This is a genomic window from Bacillus sp. CDB3 (genome assembly GCF_002081505.1).
In the GTDB taxonomy this organism is placed as follows: Bacteria; Bacillota; Bacilli; order Bacillales; family Bacillaceae_G; genus Bacillus_A; species Bacillus_A cereus_AT.
This window is the reverse complement of sequence record NZ_ALBR01000075.1, coordinates 1-15,799: the sequence shown is the minus strand read 5'-3', so window position 1 is coordinate 15,799 and position 15,799 is coordinate 1. Positions and strand designations below refer to the sequence as shown.

Genomic DNA, 15,799 nt, shown 5'->3' with positions numbered 1-15,799 from the left:
CTACAAAATGAAAGATCATACAATATTAGTCGTTGTTTGTATAAATAATGAAGAGCTTTTCAAGCAATGTGAGAGACAAATAAGAAACCTTTTTGTTCCCCCTGGTTATGTCGTACAAATTTTTCCGATACGAGATGCGAAAAGTATGGCAAGTGCATATAACCGAGCACTTTCATATCCCGCGAAGTATAAGGTTTATATGCATCAAGATACTTATCTTATTAATCGAGAGATGTTTTATACACTTATATCTCTTTTTAAAGATAACGAAAAACTTGGTTTAATTGGCGTAGCTGGTGCTCAGTTTTTACCGGGCAACGGGATATGGTGGGAAGGGAAAAATTTAGTAGGGAAAGTGATTGAATATAGAAGACAGAATTATCAATTATTAAATTTAGATCAGCTGTTTTATGGGAATCAATCATTTATGTCAGTTCAGGCAATTGATGGATTATTAATGGCCACACAATATGATATTCCGTGGCGAGAAGATTTGTTTCAAGGATTCCACTTTTATGATGTGTCGCAGTCTTTAGAGTTTCAAAAGGCGGGTTATTTAATTGGTATCCCTAATCAAGCGAATTTATGGTGTATTCATTACAACGGAGATGAATTTGATGCGGATATATACGAGAAGTACCGGAAAGTGTTTGTAGAACATTATAAAGATATATTATCTCCATCGTAAGGGAGAGATGCAGGGTGAAAGGAATTATTTTAGCAGGTGGTACTGGATCGAGACTATATCCAATAACGAAAGTAACAAATAAACATTTGCTTCCTGTTGGGCGGTATCCAATGATTTATCATGCGGTATATAAGATGAAACAATGCGAGATTACAGATATTATGATTATTACAGGCAAAGAACATATGGGAGATGTTGTTAGTTTCTTAGGAAGTGGTCACGAATTTGGTGTGTCCTTTACGTATCGTGTGCAAGATATAGCGGGCGGAATTGCACAAGCGTTAGGGCTTTGTGAGGATTTTATCGGGGACGATCGCATGGTAGTTATATTAGGAGATAATATTTTTTTCAGATGATATTCGTCCATATGTTGAGGAGTTTACAAAGCAAAAAGAAGGTGCAAAAGTACTGCTTCAATCTGTAGAAGATCCTGAAAGATTTGGCGTAGCGCATATTCAAAACAAAAAATAATTGAAATTGAAGAAAAGCCGACGGAACCGAAAAGTTCCTATGCTGTTACAGGAATTTATTTGTATGATTCGAAAGTTTTTACTTATATAAAAGAATTAAAACCTTCCGCAAGGGGAGAACTTGAAATTACAGATATAAATAATTGGTATTTAAAACGAGGGGTACTTACTTATAACGAAATGAGAGGCTGGTGGACGGATGCGGGAACTCATGCTTCCCTTCAAAGGGCGAATACGTTAGCCCGAGATATAAACTTTGGGAAACAGTTTAACGGAGAATAGGTGAGAATATGAAAGTTGTAGAAACAAACTTTACCGATGCAAAATTGTTAGAACCGAGGTTATTTGGAGATGAGCGTGGCTTTTTTACAGAGAGTTATAATAAGAAGGTGCTAGAAACATTAGGGATTACGTATTCATTTGTACAAGATAACGTATCTTATTCAGCACAGGCAGGAACGATTCGAGGATTGCACTTTCAAAAAAATCCGAAAGCACAAACGAAACTCATTCAAGTTATGCAAGGGGCAATTTACGACGTTATCGTTGATTTGCGAAAAGATTCACCAACATTTAAACAGTGGAAAGGATATATTTTAAGTGCGGATAATCATCGGCAATTATTGGTGCCAAAAGGATTTGCGCACGGGTTTTGTACGCTTGTTCCACATACTATTGTTATGTATAAAGTAGATGAGTATTATAGTGCACAGCATGACTCGGGATTACTTTGGGAGGATAAAGAATTAGCAATTCCATGGCCGGTAACAAATCCTATCTTATCTGATAAGGATCGAATATTACCATCACTTCAGGAATATGAAGATAGTTTTTAAGTAGGAGAGTTGTTTATGAATATATTAATAACAGGTGGAGCTGGATTTATTGGAAGTAATTTTGTTCATTACATGCTGCAAAGCTATGAAACATATAAAATCATTAATTTCGATGCATTAACATATAGCGGGAATTTGAATAATGTAAAGTCTATTCAAGAGCATCCTAATTACTCTTTTGTAAAAGGGAAAATTCAAAATGGAGAGCTGCTGGAACATGTTATTAAAGAGCGTGATGTGCAAGTAATTGTTAATTTTGCAGCTGAATCACATGTGGACCGTAGTATTGAAAATCCGATTCCCTTTTACGATACGAATGTAATCGGGACAGTCACTTTATTAGAATTAGTGAAAAAGTATCCGCATATTAAGTTCGTGCAAGTATCAACAGATGAAGTATACGGTTCTTTAGGGAAAACAGGAAAGTTTACCGAGGAAACCCCGTTAGCTCCAAATAGTCCGTATTCTTCAAGTAAGGCGAGCGCCGACATGATAGCTTTATCTTATTATAAAACATATCAATTACCAGTTATAGTAACGCGTTGTTCCAATAATTATGGACCGTACCAATATCCTGAAAAGTTAATTCCATTAATGGTTACGAATGCACTGGAAGGAAAAAAACTACCGTTATATGGTGATGGCTTAAATATAAGAGACTGGTTACATGTAACAGATCATTGTCGTGCGATTGATATTGTTTTGCATAAGGGACGTGTAGGAGAGGTATATAACGTAGGTGGAAATAACGAAAAAACAAATGTAGAAGTTGTGGAACAAATTATTACTCTCTTAGGAAAAACAAAAAAAGACATTGAATATGTTACGGACCGTTTAGGGCACGATCGCCGTTATGCGATTGATGCAGAGAAAATGAAGAACGAATTTGATTGGGAGCCGAAATATACGTTCGAACAAGGATTACAAGAGACGGTGCATTGGTATGAAAAGAATAAGGAATGGTGGAAACCATTAAAAGAACAGTAAGGGGCATGTAAATGAAAGAGCGGGTTATCATAACAGGAGCAAATGGTCAATTAGGAAAGCAACTACAAGAAGAGTTAAATTCTGAAGAATATGACATATATCCATTTGATAAAAAGTTACTAGATGTAACAAATATATCCCGAATTCAGCAAGTGGTACAAGAAATAAATCCACATATAATTATTCATTGTGCAGCGTATACGAAAGTTGATCATGCTGAGAAAGAACAGGATCTTGCTTATTTAATCAATGCAATAGGAGCTCGAAATGTAGCAGTTGCTTCACAATTGGTAGGAGCAAAGTTAGTTTATATTAGTACCGATTATGTATTTCAAGGCGACAGACCGGATGGATACGATGAATTTTATAGTCCAGCGCCGATAAATATATACGGAGCTTCTAAGTATGCGGGGGAGCAGTTCGTCAAAGAGTTACATAATAAATATTTTATCGTTCGTACGTCGTGGCTATATGGTAAGTATGGAAATAATTTTGTGAAAACGATGATGCGATTAGGTAAGGAAAGAGAAGAACTATCTGTTGTAGCGGATCAAATCGGTTCCCCTACGTATGTGGCAGATTTAAATGTGATTATTAATAAGCTCATTCATACTTCTTTATACGGTACGTATCATGTATCAAATAGAGGCTCATGTTCTTGGTTTGAATTTGCTCAAAAAATATTTTTGTATGCAAATATGAAAGTGAATGTATTACCTGTTTCAACCGAAGAATTTGGATCGGCGGCTGCAAGGCCAAAATATTCTATCTTTCAACATAGTATGCTCAGGTTAAATGGTTTTGCACAAATGCCTTCTTGGGAAGAAGGATTAGAGCGTTTTTTTATAGAAACAAAAAGTCATTAACAAATTTATGTTAATGACTTTTTGTTTGCCTTTAAGCGGTTTTATGGTACTATAATTATAGTATCAGGTACTAATAACAAGTATAAGTATTTCTGGGAGGATATATCATGGAACTATTACAAGGGAAAACATTTGTTGTTATGGGCGTTGCGAACCAAAGAAGTATTGCGTGGGGAATTGCTCGCTCTTTGCATAATGCAGGTGCAAAATTAATCTTCACATATGCAGGAGAACGTTTAGAAAGAAACGTTCGTGAATTAGCGGACACATTAGAAGGACAAGAATCACTTGTATTACCTTGTGATGTAACGAATGATGAAGAACTGACAGCTTGCTTTGAAACGATTAAGCAAGAAGTTGGTACAATTCACGGTGTTGCACACTGTATCGCTTTTGCAAATCGTGACGATTTAAAAGGCGAATTTGTAGATACTTCTCGCGATGGATTTTTACTTGCACAAAATATTAGTGCATTCTCTTTAACAGCTGTAGCAAGAGAAGCGAAAAAAGTGATGACAGAGGGCGGAAATATTTTAACTTTAACATACCTTGGCGGAGAGCGCGTTGTGAAAAACTATAACGTTATGGGTGTTGCGAAAGCTTCATTAGAAGCGAGCGTGAAATATTTAGCGAACGATTTAGGCCAACATGGCATTCGCGTTAACGCTATTTCTGCAGGGCCAATTCGTACGTTATCTGCGAAAGGTGTAGGCGACTTTAACTCAATCTTAAGAGAAATTGAGGAGCGCGCACCACTTCGTCGTACAACAACTCCAGAAGAAGTTGGCGATACAGCAGTGTTCTTATTCAGTGATTTAGCACGCGGCGTAACAGGAGAAAATATTCACGTTGATTCAGGATATCATATCCTAGGGTAAATATAATAGTAATTATAATTTTTAAAGGACAGTCTCTAAATGTTGAGACTGTCCTTTTTATTGTTCTCAGAAAGAACGATTTTTAACGAAAGTTCTTGCCACGTTATGAATATAACTATAATAGTACACGATTTATTCAGCTACGTATGGAAGTGGGAGGGACGAGTGTGAAGAATAAAAATAAAAGTTCAACAGTTGGAAAACCGTTGTTATATATTGCGCAAGTAAATTTAGAACTCGCTACACCGAAAATAAAAAGAATTATCTTAACAAACTTTGAAAATGAGGATCAAAAAGAGAAAAGTAATAGAAATGAAAATATTGTAAGTAGTGCTGTGGAAGAGGTAATAGAACAAGAGAAACAAGTAGAAGAAAAAATAGAAGAAGCACAAGAAGAGCAAGAAGAGAAAGAGCCAGTGAGAACAGTCCCGTATAATAAATCATTTAAGGATATGAATAATGAGGAAAAAGTTCACTTTTTATTAAACCGTCCTCATTATATTCCAAAAGTAAGGTGCAGAATAAAAACGGCTACAGTTTCATATGTCGGATCAATAATATCGTATCGAAATGGGGTCGTATCAATTATGCCGCCAAATAGTATGAGAGATATTAGGTTATCTATAGAAGATATAAAATCAATTGCTATGGCCGGTTTATAAATATGTAAAGGTGGTAGAAGGATTCTACCACCCCAATAGTTTTTTAGTTTACTTATTTAGATAGAAACGTCGCGTAAGCACTGAATAGCGCAGAAACAGCTTAAATCAACAGTAATACAAGTAGGCGTCGCTTTCAATTTTGAATTCGGTACATTTAAAAACGTACAAACTGGATCGTCATCAGGTTTTACAGGGGAGCCGTCACCTAATACAACAACTAATACGCGTAGCACAGCGCAGCTATCGTCATCTACGCTCTCAACACGGAAAACTTCAAACTTACAGTGCTTAGTTTCTCCTAATGCTACTGGCGCAAATGCTTTAAAAGGTTCTCCATTTTTTGTGTATAAAACAAAAGGGCGTGTATTCGCTACTGCAGCACTATTGTGTGCTCCTAAAAATGGGATTTCACAACCAGATCCACACGTAGTAGTAGAACAATCTTGTAGTTCATTGATGAATTTTACAACGTCAACTACACAATGTGAAGAGCTATGGTGTTTATTTTCGTTACAACTCATTAATGTCACTCCTTATCTTCTTGTTTGTATTTACATTAATAAGATATTGGAGTTGAGGAGATTTGGTCACAATCTCAAGACCTTTTTTTTTAAATAGGCGAAAGAGGATAAGGGAAGGTGGAAACATGCTGTTTACAAGTTGGCTTTTATTTTTTATTTTCGCATTAGCTGCTTTTAGGCTCACTCGTTTAATTGTTTATGATAAAATTACAGCCTTTTTGCGAAGACCGTTTATTGATGAATTAGAGATTACAGAGCCTGATGGGAGTGTGTCAACGTTTACAAAAGTAAAAGGTAAAGGATTAAGAAAGTGGATTGGCGAATTGTTAAGCTGTTATTGGTGTACAGGTGTATGGGTTAGTGCTTTTTTATTAGTTTTATATAATTGGATCCCTATCGTTGCAGAGCCGTTACTTGCATTACTAGCTATTGCAGGTGCAGCAGCGATCATTGAGACCATTACAGGATATTTTATGGGAGAATAATATATTTTCATAATACGAGAAAAAGCGGAGTTTAAAAGAATCAGGGAACGGAAATAAGGAGTTGTTCATATAGTGAATAGACAGAATTGACAGTAGAGGAGATGTTTGCTGTGAGCAATAATTCAAGGCGAAATTCATATGACCTGCAGCAATGGTATAATATACAGCAACAGCAACAAGCACAACAACAGGCACAACAACAGGCATATGAAGAACAGTTACAGCAACAAGGGTTTGTGAAGAAAAAGGGATGTAATTGTGGGAAAAAGAAGAACATAATAAAACAATATGAAGAATGAAACACTCATGTTACTGTGAGTGTTTTTTATTATAAAAATAAAAAGCGGTATTTCTTAATTGAAATACCGCTTTTTACTAACCAATTTGTACAACTGTTAATGCTGCAGCACGAACATCTACACTACCGCGTAATTCGACTGGTACAATTTGAATTAAGTTGCCAGGATTTAAGTTAATAAGGATAACACCGCTGGAGATATCTACTTCACCAGTGCCAATAACGTTAGAGCGGACTGCAGTACCTGAGCCTGGGATAATATTGTCTGGTGTATCTAATGATAAGAAGAAACGAGCAGCTTCAGGGATTGCATTGGAATTATCAAGGCTTATTGATAATGTATAACTGATTTGATAAATACCAGGTAGTTGAATTTTAATCCCATCTCCTACACTTATCGTATCGTTTATTATCGGAACCATAATGTTTGGATTTGGACTTGTGCTAGGTAATAGTAATGGTGTGAATAATGAAGCAAATTGAGGCGTAGAAGCATTAAAAGCAAAACCGAAGGCAGTTAGTGTACTAGCTGGTTTCGCCTCGCAATCAATTTTAGTAAATTCGCAATCAGAAGAGAACATGTTTTTCACTCCTTTATCTGTTTCTACTTTCAGTTAATGAAAAGGACAGGTTCTATGTTCTAGACAAGTTCCCAATTTTATGAAAAATACATAATAATACCTTTTAAGCATGGATTGGGTGGCAGAGAATTCTGCCACCCAATCCATGCTTAAATCAGTATTTAGTTTTATATAGAAACATCGCGTAAGCATTGAATAGCGCAGAAGCAACTTAAATCAACAGTAAGACAAGTGGAGGTTGATACTAATCTTGCATTTGGTACAGCTAAAAACGTACAGATTGGATTGTCATCAGGTGGTACAGAGGTACCATCACCTAATACTACAGTTAATACACGCAATACAGCGCAATCATCATCATCTATACTCTCGACACGGAAAATGGGAGATTGGCAGCTAGTAAGGCTTGCAGATGGCGCGAATGCTTCAAATGGTGTTCCAGCCTTTGTGTATAAAATAAAAGGACGTGTATTCGCTACGGATGCACTATTATGCGCGCCTAAAAATGGGACTTCGCAACCAGATCCGCATGTTGTAGTTGCACATTCTTGTAGTTCATGTATAAAACGAACGACATTAGATACACAGTTGAAATCACAATCATGGTGATGATGATCTTCATTACAATTGCAGCTCATTATGTTCACTCCTTATCGTGAGTTCTGACATACACTATTACAATATGAACGGGATATGGTTGATATTACGTTAATTCTCAGGATAGAAACAGGGAATTTATATAGAGGGGATGTACATAACGTGATATGCAAAAAGACACCCTTATTTAATGGATGTCTTTTCAGGTAAATCTTTTCGCGTAGTATATAAAAAACGAGATATATCTAGTTTCTTTCCTCTGAAAAATTGCGGGGAGGAAATATAAAGTTCTTCTTTAGCGCGTGTAATGGCGACATAGAGTAATCGTCTTTCTTCTTCTAATGCTTCAGAAGTATCCGTCACACGGTCATTTGCATCTTTTAAAGAAGAAGTATGCGGCAATATACCATCGCTTGCACCAAGTAAAAAGACGCATGGAAACTCAAGGCCTTTCGCGTTATGAATTGACATAAGGGATACGGCATCTTTTTGCGGCATTGTTTTTAATGCTTCCATTTCTTTTTGACCTTGAATCGCCTCGTCAATAAATTGTAAGTAAGCTGGAATATCGGTGAAACGAGTTGCAGACTCCATTAATTCTTCTAACATTTCTTCTTGTATGTCTTTATGCATCGTAAAGGAAGAACGATCGTTACTTTGTAAGTACTCTAAATATTTTCCTTTACCATGAATAATTTCTTTTAATGCCTTTTTCGGTTCTAATTCTTTTATAAATTTAATAAAATCGATGCGCTCATTTACCTTTTTCACTTGAAAAGGTTTCAAGCTCGGATTTAATAATAAGAAATGAAGAAGAGAAGGGAAACGCCCCTCACCATATTTCCATTGCTCCCGTTCAATAAATGAAATACATTCATCACGGCCGATATACATCGTCGGCAATATGTTAGAAAGGGATTCTAGGCGAAACGGTTCTAGCACGAGTCGTAAATGATCTAATACAGGCTTAATTAAAGAGTGCTCGTAAAATGATTGACTCGCACCGTGTTTAATAAACGGGATTTTATGAATTGTAAGCTGATCAAGTAACGAACGGCTTACAGAATGTGTGCGATACAGTAAACAAAAATCTTTATAGTTTCGCTCACCGCTATCTACCTTTTCTTGAATGAGCTGCAAAATTTGATTTGCTTCATCAAGAGTTGTAGCTGGTCGTGCGTAAAATGGTTGTACACCTTCTTCACGAACAGAATATAGCTCTTTATCAAAACGTTCTTGATTTAGCTTGATAACTTCATTTCCAAGTCCGACGATAAATGGATTGGATCGATAATTCGTATTAAGCGCAATAATCGTTGTATTATCAAATTCTTTTGGAAAAGATAAAATAATTTGGTGACTTGCTCCTCGCCAACCGTAAATCGCTTGATCGTCATCACCTGCGATAAATAAATTATTTCTTGGCGTGGCTAACAATTTTACAATTTCATATTGTGCATACGATGTATCTTGGAACTCATCTACTTCAATGTAGTGAAAACGTTGTTGCAATTGAGTAAGCAAAGGAGCATTATTTTCTAACATATAATAGGTTTCTAATAAGATGTCGTCAAAATCGATATAATTGTATCGTTGTTTTACCTCTTCAAAACGTTCGTATACTTCTTTGAATTCTTGTTCAACCGGTGTTTTCGCTTTTACATCTTTCGGACGATTCAATTTGTTTTTCTCAAGTGAAATCATAGCGAGTATTGTTTCGGCATCATAATCGTCTTTTAAGCGTAATTCTTTCAAAATTTTCTTTATCATAATTTGTTTATGTTTTTCATTTGCTAAAATTTGCTGATTATATCCTTGACTACGAAGCAATTTTAAAAAGACAGAGTGGAATGTACCAGCAACAACATAGCTACTTGCAGCATGATTCATACCAGGCAAGTTTGCTACACGACTTCGGATTTCTTCAGCTGCTTTTTGTGTAAACGTAAGCAGTAAAATATTTCGCGGATGAACATGTTTTACATTAACTAAATAACCAACGCGAGTTGTTAAAACAGATGTTTTACCACTGCCAGCGCCAGCTAGTGTAAGAACAGGTCCTTCTGTCGTTCGCACTGCTTCTAACTGTTTTTCATTTAAATAAATACCTTGCTGTTCTAAAGCACGGAAATACGCCGCATCTGCATCTTCTTCCATAATTAAATGGGTAGACGTTTTCGGAATATGGTATGTCGCTTGCGGAATGCCAGCATGTGTTAACGATTTTTGTGAAAATTTTTCTTGTGTCATATATTCACCTTCAAAACTATAGCATCAACATTTAACTTTAGCGGAAGAAAAAGAAAATAGCAATGTAAAAAACAGGAGGGGTTACCTCCTGCTACAAATTTATCCCGCAAATAGCGGGATTGGTTCAACTAATAATCAGTGGGGGATGAACAAAACCCCCACTGATTAAAGTTTCACTTTACAATTCTTTTATCATTACGACGTGCGGGATATTAGCTTCCATAAACACATCAGAAGCCGTTACGTACCCTAGCTTTTTATAGAAAACTTCAGCATGTGTTTGGGCATGAAGTTTCAATTTCGGTAAAGACTCTTCCTTTGCGTAAGCTTCAAGTGCATCCATAATGATTTTGCCAATTCCTTTTTTACGATGGGAAGCTAGTACACAAATGCGTTCCATTTTCCCTATTCCATCAACGATGCGAAAGCGACCTGCACCGACTGGAACGTCATTGTCATATGCAACAACGTGCGCCGATGTATCTTCGAATTCATCGTACTCTTCTTCAGAAGAAACACGTTGTTCTTCTACAAAAACTTGTTTACGTACGGAGAATGCATCACTTAGCTGCGCGTCTGTTTGTACGATTTGTGCGTGCAAATTAGTTGTTCCCCTTTCCAAGGTGGAATGTTTCATGTACAGTCCAAGTTCCGTTTTCTAATTGATATAGAAGGTGGAAACGATCAATTGGTTGTTCATAATAGAAATCTTTCATACGTAATCGACCTAATACATCAGCATGCTCTGCATCTGATAAGTCTTGACCGATTGTTAAATGAGGTACGAAAGAGTATTCACGCTCTTGTGTAAAGAAACCATTATGCATTTCTTCATTTAAGAAAGTTAGTTCAGGTGTTTTTTCTACTTTAAAATAAAGGACATTATTAACAGGTGCGAATGAACCGACTTTGCCAACATGAAGGGTGAAAGGGTTCGTTTTATTTGCGATTGTATGTAACTCGTTTACAATCGATTCTAGTTGATCATCTTGCGTCTCAAAGGGTGTTTTCAATGTAATATGTGGCGGAACTAATGCGTAGTGCGGATCATAACGTTTACGCAATCCGTTCGCTTTATCTTGAATCATTTTTGATGGAAAAATTACAATGCCTAATTTCATGTTCCAATTCCTCCCTTTGTAAGTCTAGTTAGATTTTGAGAATAACTCTCTTAATCTATTATATCAAATTATTCTGAATACTGCTCTCTATTATTTCATTGATAGAATATGAGAGAAAGCTTTCGGTAAATCAGCTTGCCAATACTTCCAAGTGTGATTCCCTTCAAACTCTTCATAATGCGTGATGAAATTTCTATCTATAAGAAGTTTATTTAACTCACGATTTGGTTCTACGAAATCAGATACTTGTCCGTCTGTGCGCTTTACAGCTGTTTCTTCTGTCCCAATGACGTGATAAAGTTCTAACGCCTGTGGATCTTTAAAGTCTTCTGCTAAGTTCATGACTGTTTCATCAACAAATGGTGATTGCATAACGACTTTACCGAATGTATGCGGATACATAAGTGCAGTCATGAAAGATACTGTACCACCAAGAGAATCTCCAATTAAAACGCGACCTTTACCCATTTGATACGTTGGATAATTTTCATCAATATATGGAGCAAGCTCGTGAGCAAGGAAACGAATGTAAGCAGCATTCTTTACATCATTCGGGAAATATTTTTCCTTACGATCGTGTACATTTTTATATGGAATACCGACAATAATTGTGCGGTCGATTTCTTCTGTTTCACGAAGACGCTCAATTACACGGTGTGCTTTACCAAGCTGAAAATAATCTCTACCATCTTGTGCAATAACAACCGTATGCTTATGGAGAGGTGTGTAATTTACTGGTAAATAAACAAGAAGTGTAAGTTCCTCTTGAAGTGATGTACTAAAAAATGAAATTTCTTCAATTCGCCCTATTGTTTGATTCATGTATATCCCCCTAAATAAAAATTTACTATGATTGTAAGAGCGACGCTTGTAGTGAAAAGGAAAGAAATATTCACTAATAGGTGCCTCAATTTCTATTTTACCATAATGGTACGAAGAATCTAAAAAATTAGTATTTAAGTTATGAAAGAAAACGGATATAATGAAGTGGGATTTTTTACAGGTGAGAGGGGAGACAAGGTTTGAAACAAGAAAAATCAATCGCACTACCATTAGCAATTTCAATTATAGCAATTTCATTCGCAGCAGTTTTTGTAAAGATGTCCTCAGCACCATCTTCTATTTTAAGTATGTATCGATTATGGATTATCGTGCTTATTATGCTGCCAATCGTTTGGAAAAAGCGGGAAGAGTTTAGTAGGATTCAAAGAAAAGATTGGGGATTTTTAATCGGATCTGGTTTCTTTTTAGCGCTTCATTTTCTTTTATGGTTTGAATCTTTAAAGCATACGACAGTTGCTAGTTCGACGATTATTTTAGCACTTCAACCAATCGTATCTTTAGTTGGAGGGTTTTTCTTATTTAAAGAAAGAACAACATACTCAGCTATTGCGACAATGGGAATTGCGATACTAGGTGTAATGTGTATTGGCTGGGGAGATTTAGGGCTAAGTGAACAAGCGATTTATGGGGATATATTATCCTTTTTAAGTGTGATAGCAGTTGTCGGTTATTTATTTATCGGGCAAACAACAGTAAAGAAAGTATCACACTGGATTTACAGCTTTACAGTTTTTGCATTCGCAGGGATTTTTATGGGGATTTATAATATAGTGCTGCAAGTACCTTTTACAGGTTATACGAAGTGGGACTGGACCGTTTTTCTTTTACTTGCGATTGTGCCGACAGTGTCACATGTCATTAATAACTGGTTATTAAACTACGTAAATGCAACAACGATTTCAATGAGTATTTTAGGAGAACCAGTTGGGGCATCTATACTAGCGTTCTTCTTACTTGGGGAAAAATTAAACGCAATGCAAATTATAGGTAGCATGCTCGTATTATTTGGTGTATCTGTTTTCTTACTGCAGCAACAAAAGCGAACATCAAAAAATGTGGTGAACAAACCGGCTTATACACAGGAATTATAACGAGCCTATTCTAATATACGAAAAGAGAAGTTATTGGTAACTTCTCTTTTTTTGTTCTATGCAGAAAATAAAACAGATCAATAGGGGGAATTCCCGCCATATAGCATGAAAAAAGATAATATAAAGTGGAGTTAAATCATACGTTTCTCATACAAATATAGAAGGGGAAGGAGAGACCAAATGAAAGATATTTTAATGAAATACATGACAAAGCTTACAACATTAAGTGAAGAGCAGCAGCGTATAATCGTGGAAGAATTACAAATTGAAGAATATAAAAAAGGAACAGTACTCCTAAGGCAAGGAGATGTTCCGTCTAAATGTTACTTTGTATTAAAAGGATGCGTGAGGCAACATTGTATAGATGAAGCCGGGAAAGAAGTTACATCAAATTTTTATACAGAAGAACAGGCAATTGCAAATTTCAATCATCATAAACAAGATAAATCATCCCCACATACATTAACGTGTCTAGAAGACTGCCTAGTTGTAGTGGGCGACCTGTATTGTGAAAAGGACATGTATAAGAAATATTCACAGTTAGAAGAAATGACACGTCAAATGATTGAATACAATTTTGGTGAGGTACAAGAAGAACTTACATTATTTATTGCATCGACACCAGAAGAGCGCTACAAATCATTATTACAAAAACGACCTCATTTAATCAATCGTGTTCCTCAATATCAATTGGCAAGTTATCTAGGTATTACGCCAGAATCATTAAGTAGAATTAAGAAACGACTCAAACAGTAGAGTTTTTTCCACCTCTAATCAATAGCCATATACTAAATCCTAGTTCACCTGCGATCATCGGTAGTTGAAAGACAACATTAAGAATGGAAATCATCGCATCATATTGTGAAAACATTGTATTCATGACGTGAATTACGATATAACCGATAGCAGCGATGAATAGTAATACACTAATCAATTTCGGTATTTGTTTAGATAGAAAAGTTACATATCCTAAAGCGAAAAGATGTAAGCCGAAAATGATTAACCCTACAGACCAAATGTATTCAAAAGCTTCTAGAAATAACATTGTATATGCTTCTAAATTAGCAACTGTACTTTTTGAAAGAAGTAATACAAATGTTAAATTGAATATAGCAATCCCAAGTATAGCTGTATACATAAGACGAAGACAGGTAGCTAGTAATGAGAGGCTAGCATGGATAGGTTTTAGAAAGAAATAAAGAGCCCACGAGGCGATAATATCCGTAATAAAAATGATAATCCATCCGAAAATTTCTGCTTTGAAAAGTGAACTTGAAGTTTGAATATTATGGAGTGTCGTGCTCGCATTACTTGGTACAACGAGATTTACATGAACAAAACCGTAAGAAAAAAATGCAGTGAATGCCATGATAAGAAGAGAAGTGCCTGCAAATAAGGCAAATTTTCGCTCAGTCATAATACGTCCTCCTATTCTAATGTTGTTTTCATTGTAATAGAGAAGAGGAGGAGATTCATTGACTTAAATCAAGAGAGGGGAAGTTTAGTGGAATTTCCATCAAAAAAAGATGTATGGTTATATCCGATTTTTTTCGTTGTCATTGGAGCGTGTTTTGCTCCCATATTTGCAGGGAGAGAATATTTTCTTTTATTTTTTACAATTCCGTTAGCAATATTATTTATTTGGAGTTGGTTTTCGACAAAATATATTGTCGGAGAAGAAACAATTACTATTAGATCAGGTCTCGTTAAAAAGCGTATATTTATACGAGATATAAAACAAATTTCAAATACGGAAAATCCAATAGCAGCTCATGCATTATCCCGCTATTTGTGGGCAGTAAAACTCCCACCTCAAAATTCAGCTGGAGCAAAGAAGTTAGGTGGGAGGTCAACTGCCCGTAAACGCCCGATTGGTTCAACTAATAATCAGTGGGGGATGAACACCCCCCACTGATTAAAGTTTCACTTTATCATTCGATCGAATTGAAATTGTTTACGGGTCATATGAAACAGAGATTATTTCTCCTCAAAATAAAGAACAGTTTATTAATCTTGTGAAAAGTAAAAATCCGCACATTGAAATAAAGTAAAAGAGTGGCTATGAAGCCACTCTTTTACTTTGGATTTGTCATATAAGGTTGTACATGAATGACGCATAGGTCACGAAATTTTCCCTCAGCAGTTGTAACAATTACGACTGCTCTTCCTGCACTTTTTCCAGTAATCGTTACCGTATCACCTTGTGGATACATTGTGACGACATCAGCATTCATATTTGTCCAAATAAGTTCTTTATTCGTTGCTTGCATTGGCAAAACGGAAGCTGATAACTTAGTACTTTGTCCAGTTCTTACTTTCAACTTATTTTTTTCCATATGAACACCGATGACTGAAATAACAGAAGGAGCAATAGAAATTTTGGGTGGATTAGGTTGTATGTTTAAACAAGAAGCAGAAGTATTTGTGATAGGTGAAAATTTTCTTATATGTTGTCGCTGGAAAGCTGCTAACATGTTGGAGTCCCCTTTCTGTATAAGTGCTGATACTAATACTATAAAGGAGTAGTGTTATGTTAAATTTAACGAAACATAAAGAATTTGTTAAATTTGAGAAGAAGATTGTCGAACTGTAATAAAAAGAAAGCTCTGCTGTTATGATAACAGC

General features: G+C 35.9%; 19 protein-coding genes and 3 pseudogenes. 13 read left to right on the top strand and 9 right to left on the bottom strand.

The annotated features are described in order from the left end of the window. Positions 1-7: 7 nt before the first annotated feature. The 7 genes and pseudogenes from CDB3_RS18190 to CDB3_RS18160 all read left to right on the top strand — a co-directional run bounded on the left by CDB3_RS18190 (position 8) and on the right by CDB3_RS18160 (position 5,387). Entirely contained in the window at positions 8-688 is a 681-nt protein-coding gene (locus CDB3_RS18190) for a glycosyltransferase family protein (protein ID WP_097830052.1), read from the top strand. 14 nt (positions 689-702) lie between these two features. Next, positions 703-1,440: pseudogene (locus CDB3_RS18185) on the top strand (sugar phosphate nucleotidyltransferase). Between the two features lie 8 nt (positions 1,441-1,448). Continuing rightward, positions 1,449-1,994, top strand: coding sequence for a dTDP-4-dehydrorhamnose 3,5-epimerase (gene rfbC, locus CDB3_RS18180; protein WP_097830054.1), 546 nt, complete (start codon positions 1,449-1,451; stop codon positions 1,992-1,994). 15 nt (positions 1,995-2,009) lie between these two features. Continuing rightward, positions 2,010-2,981: a dTDP-glucose 4,6-dehydratase gene (gene rfbB / locus CDB3_RS18175; RefSeq protein WP_128855462.1), complete on the top strand. Its 972-nt coding sequence runs from the start codon at positions 2,010-2,012 to the stop codon at positions 2,979-2,981. A gap of 11 nt (positions 2,982-2,992) precedes the next feature. Continuing rightward, positions 2,993-3,847 carry a dTDP-4-dehydrorhamnose reductase gene (gene rfbD / locus CDB3_RS18170; RefSeq protein WP_128855461.1) on the top strand — a complete coding sequence of 285 codons (855 nt, stop codon included), beginning with the start codon at positions 2,993-2,995 and terminating at the stop codon, positions 3,845-3,847. Between the two features lie 107 nt (positions 3,848-3,954). After that, positions 3,955-4,725, top strand: coding sequence for an enoyl-ACP reductase FabI (fabI, locus tag CDB3_RS18165; protein ID WP_000421885.1), 771 nt, complete (start codon positions 3,955-3,957; stop codon positions 4,723-4,725). 146 nt (positions 4,726-4,871) lie between these two features. After that, positions 4,872-5,387 carry a spore coat CotO family protein gene (locus CDB3_RS18160; protein ID WP_128855540.1) on the top strand — a complete coding sequence of 172 codons (516 nt, stop codon included), beginning with the start codon at positions 4,872-4,874 and terminating at the stop codon, positions 5,385-5,387. A gap of 56 nt (positions 5,388-5,443) precedes the next feature. Here the strand turns inward: CDB3_RS18160 and CDB3_RS18155 are convergent, their stop codons facing one another. Then, positions 5,444-5,908, bottom strand: a complete 465-nt coding sequence (locus CDB3_RS18155; protein WP_128855460.1) for a CotY/CotZ family spore coat protein — start codon at positions 5,906-5,908, stop codon at positions 5,444-5,446. A 125-nt stretch (positions 5,909-6,033) separates the two neighbouring features. On the opposite strand from CDB3_RS18155, the gene CDB3_RS18150 reads away from it, so the two are divergent. After that, on the top strand, positions 6,034-6,393 hold the full coding sequence (locus CDB3_RS18150) for a DUF1360 domain-containing protein (protein ID WP_000899662.1): 360 nt from the start codon (positions 6,034-6,036) through the stop codon (positions 6,391-6,393). A gap of 101 nt (positions 6,394-6,494) precedes the next feature. Next, positions 6,495-6,692: a cytochrome C oxidase subunit III gene (locus CDB3_RS18145; RefSeq protein ID WP_128855539.1), complete on the top strand. Its 198-nt coding sequence runs from the start codon at positions 6,495-6,497 to the stop codon at positions 6,690-6,692. A 76-nt stretch (positions 6,693-6,768) separates the two neighbouring features. Here the strand turns inward: CDB3_RS18145 and exsF are convergent, their stop codons facing one another. The 6 genes from exsF to CDB3_RS18115 form a co-directional block, all read right to left on the bottom strand. Then, positions 6,769-7,272 (bottom strand): exosporium protein ExsF, encoded by a 504-nt coding sequence (gene exsF / locus CDB3_RS18140; protein WP_128855459.1) that lies wholly within the window; start codon positions 7,270-7,272, stop codon positions 6,769-6,771. Positions 7,273-7,439: 167 nt separating this feature from the next. Continuing rightward, positions 7,440-7,910, bottom strand: coding sequence for a spore coat protein CotY (gene cotY / locus CDB3_RS18135; protein WP_128855458.1), 471 nt, complete (start codon positions 7,908-7,910; stop codon positions 7,440-7,442). Between the two features lie 142 nt (positions 7,911-8,052). Continuing rightward, entirely contained in the window at positions 8,053-10,119 is a 2,067-nt protein-coding gene (locus CDB3_RS18130; RefSeq protein WP_128855457.1) for an ATP-dependent helicase, read from the bottom strand. A gap of 178 nt (positions 10,120-10,297) precedes the next feature. Beyond that, on the bottom strand, positions 10,298-10,720 hold the full coding sequence (locus CDB3_RS18125) for a GNAT family N-acetyltransferase (RefSeq protein WP_128855456.1): 423 nt from the start codon (positions 10,718-10,720) through the stop codon (positions 10,298-10,300). Position 10,721: 1 nt separating this feature from the next. After that, positions 10,722-11,240, bottom strand: coding sequence for a YjcG family protein (locus CDB3_RS18120; protein WP_070141304.1), 519 nt, complete (start codon positions 11,238-11,240; stop codon positions 10,722-10,724). Between the two features lie 90 nt (positions 11,241-11,330). Continuing rightward, complete coding sequence (locus tag CDB3_RS18115) at positions 11,331-12,062, bottom strand: alpha/beta hydrolase (protein ID WP_128855455.1); 732 nt, start codon at positions 12,060-12,062, stop codon at positions 11,331-11,333. A 200-nt stretch (positions 12,063-12,262) separates the two neighbouring features. On the opposite strand from CDB3_RS18115, the gene CDB3_RS18110 reads away from it, so the two are divergent. Further along, positions 12,263-13,174, top strand: coding sequence for a DMT family transporter (locus CDB3_RS18110; protein WP_128855454.1), 912 nt, complete (start codon positions 12,263-12,265; stop codon positions 13,172-13,174). Positions 13,175-13,354: 180 nt separating this feature from the next. Beyond that, positions 13,355-13,930 (top strand): Crp/Fnr family transcriptional regulator, encoded by a 576-nt coding sequence (locus CDB3_RS18105; protein WP_071744674.1) that lies wholly within the window; start codon positions 13,355-13,357, stop codon positions 13,928-13,930. Here CDB3_RS18105 and CDB3_RS18100 read toward each other — a convergent pair. Further along, the gene (locus CDB3_RS18100) at positions 13,920-14,591 is read right to left on the bottom strand and encodes a DUF4386 domain-containing protein (RefSeq protein ID WP_128855453.1); all 672 of its coding nucleotides are present in this window, start codon (positions 14,589-14,591) and stop codon (positions 13,920-13,922) included. The genes CDB3_RS18105 and CDB3_RS18100 overlap by 11 nt on opposite strands. Before the next feature lie 87 nt (positions 14,592-14,678). On the opposite strand from CDB3_RS18100, the pseudogene CDB3_RS18095 reads away from it, so the two are divergent. Continuing rightward, a pseudogene (locus CDB3_RS18095) lies at positions 14,679-14,951 on the top strand (PH domain-containing protein); the annotation flags it as partial. 151 nt (positions 14,952-15,102) lie between these two features. Then, positions 15,103-15,225 (top strand): annotated as a pseudogene (locus tag CDB3_RS18090) (PH domain-containing protein); the annotation flags it as partial. A gap of 24 nt (positions 15,226-15,249) precedes the next feature. Here the strand turns inward: CDB3_RS18090 and CDB3_RS18085 are convergent. Next, the gene (locus CDB3_RS18085) at positions 15,250-15,648 is read right to left on the bottom strand and encodes an Ig-like domain-containing protein (protein ID WP_128855451.1); all 399 of its coding nucleotides are present in this window, start codon (positions 15,646-15,648) and stop codon (positions 15,250-15,252) included. Positions 15,649-15,799 lie beyond the last annotated feature (151 nt).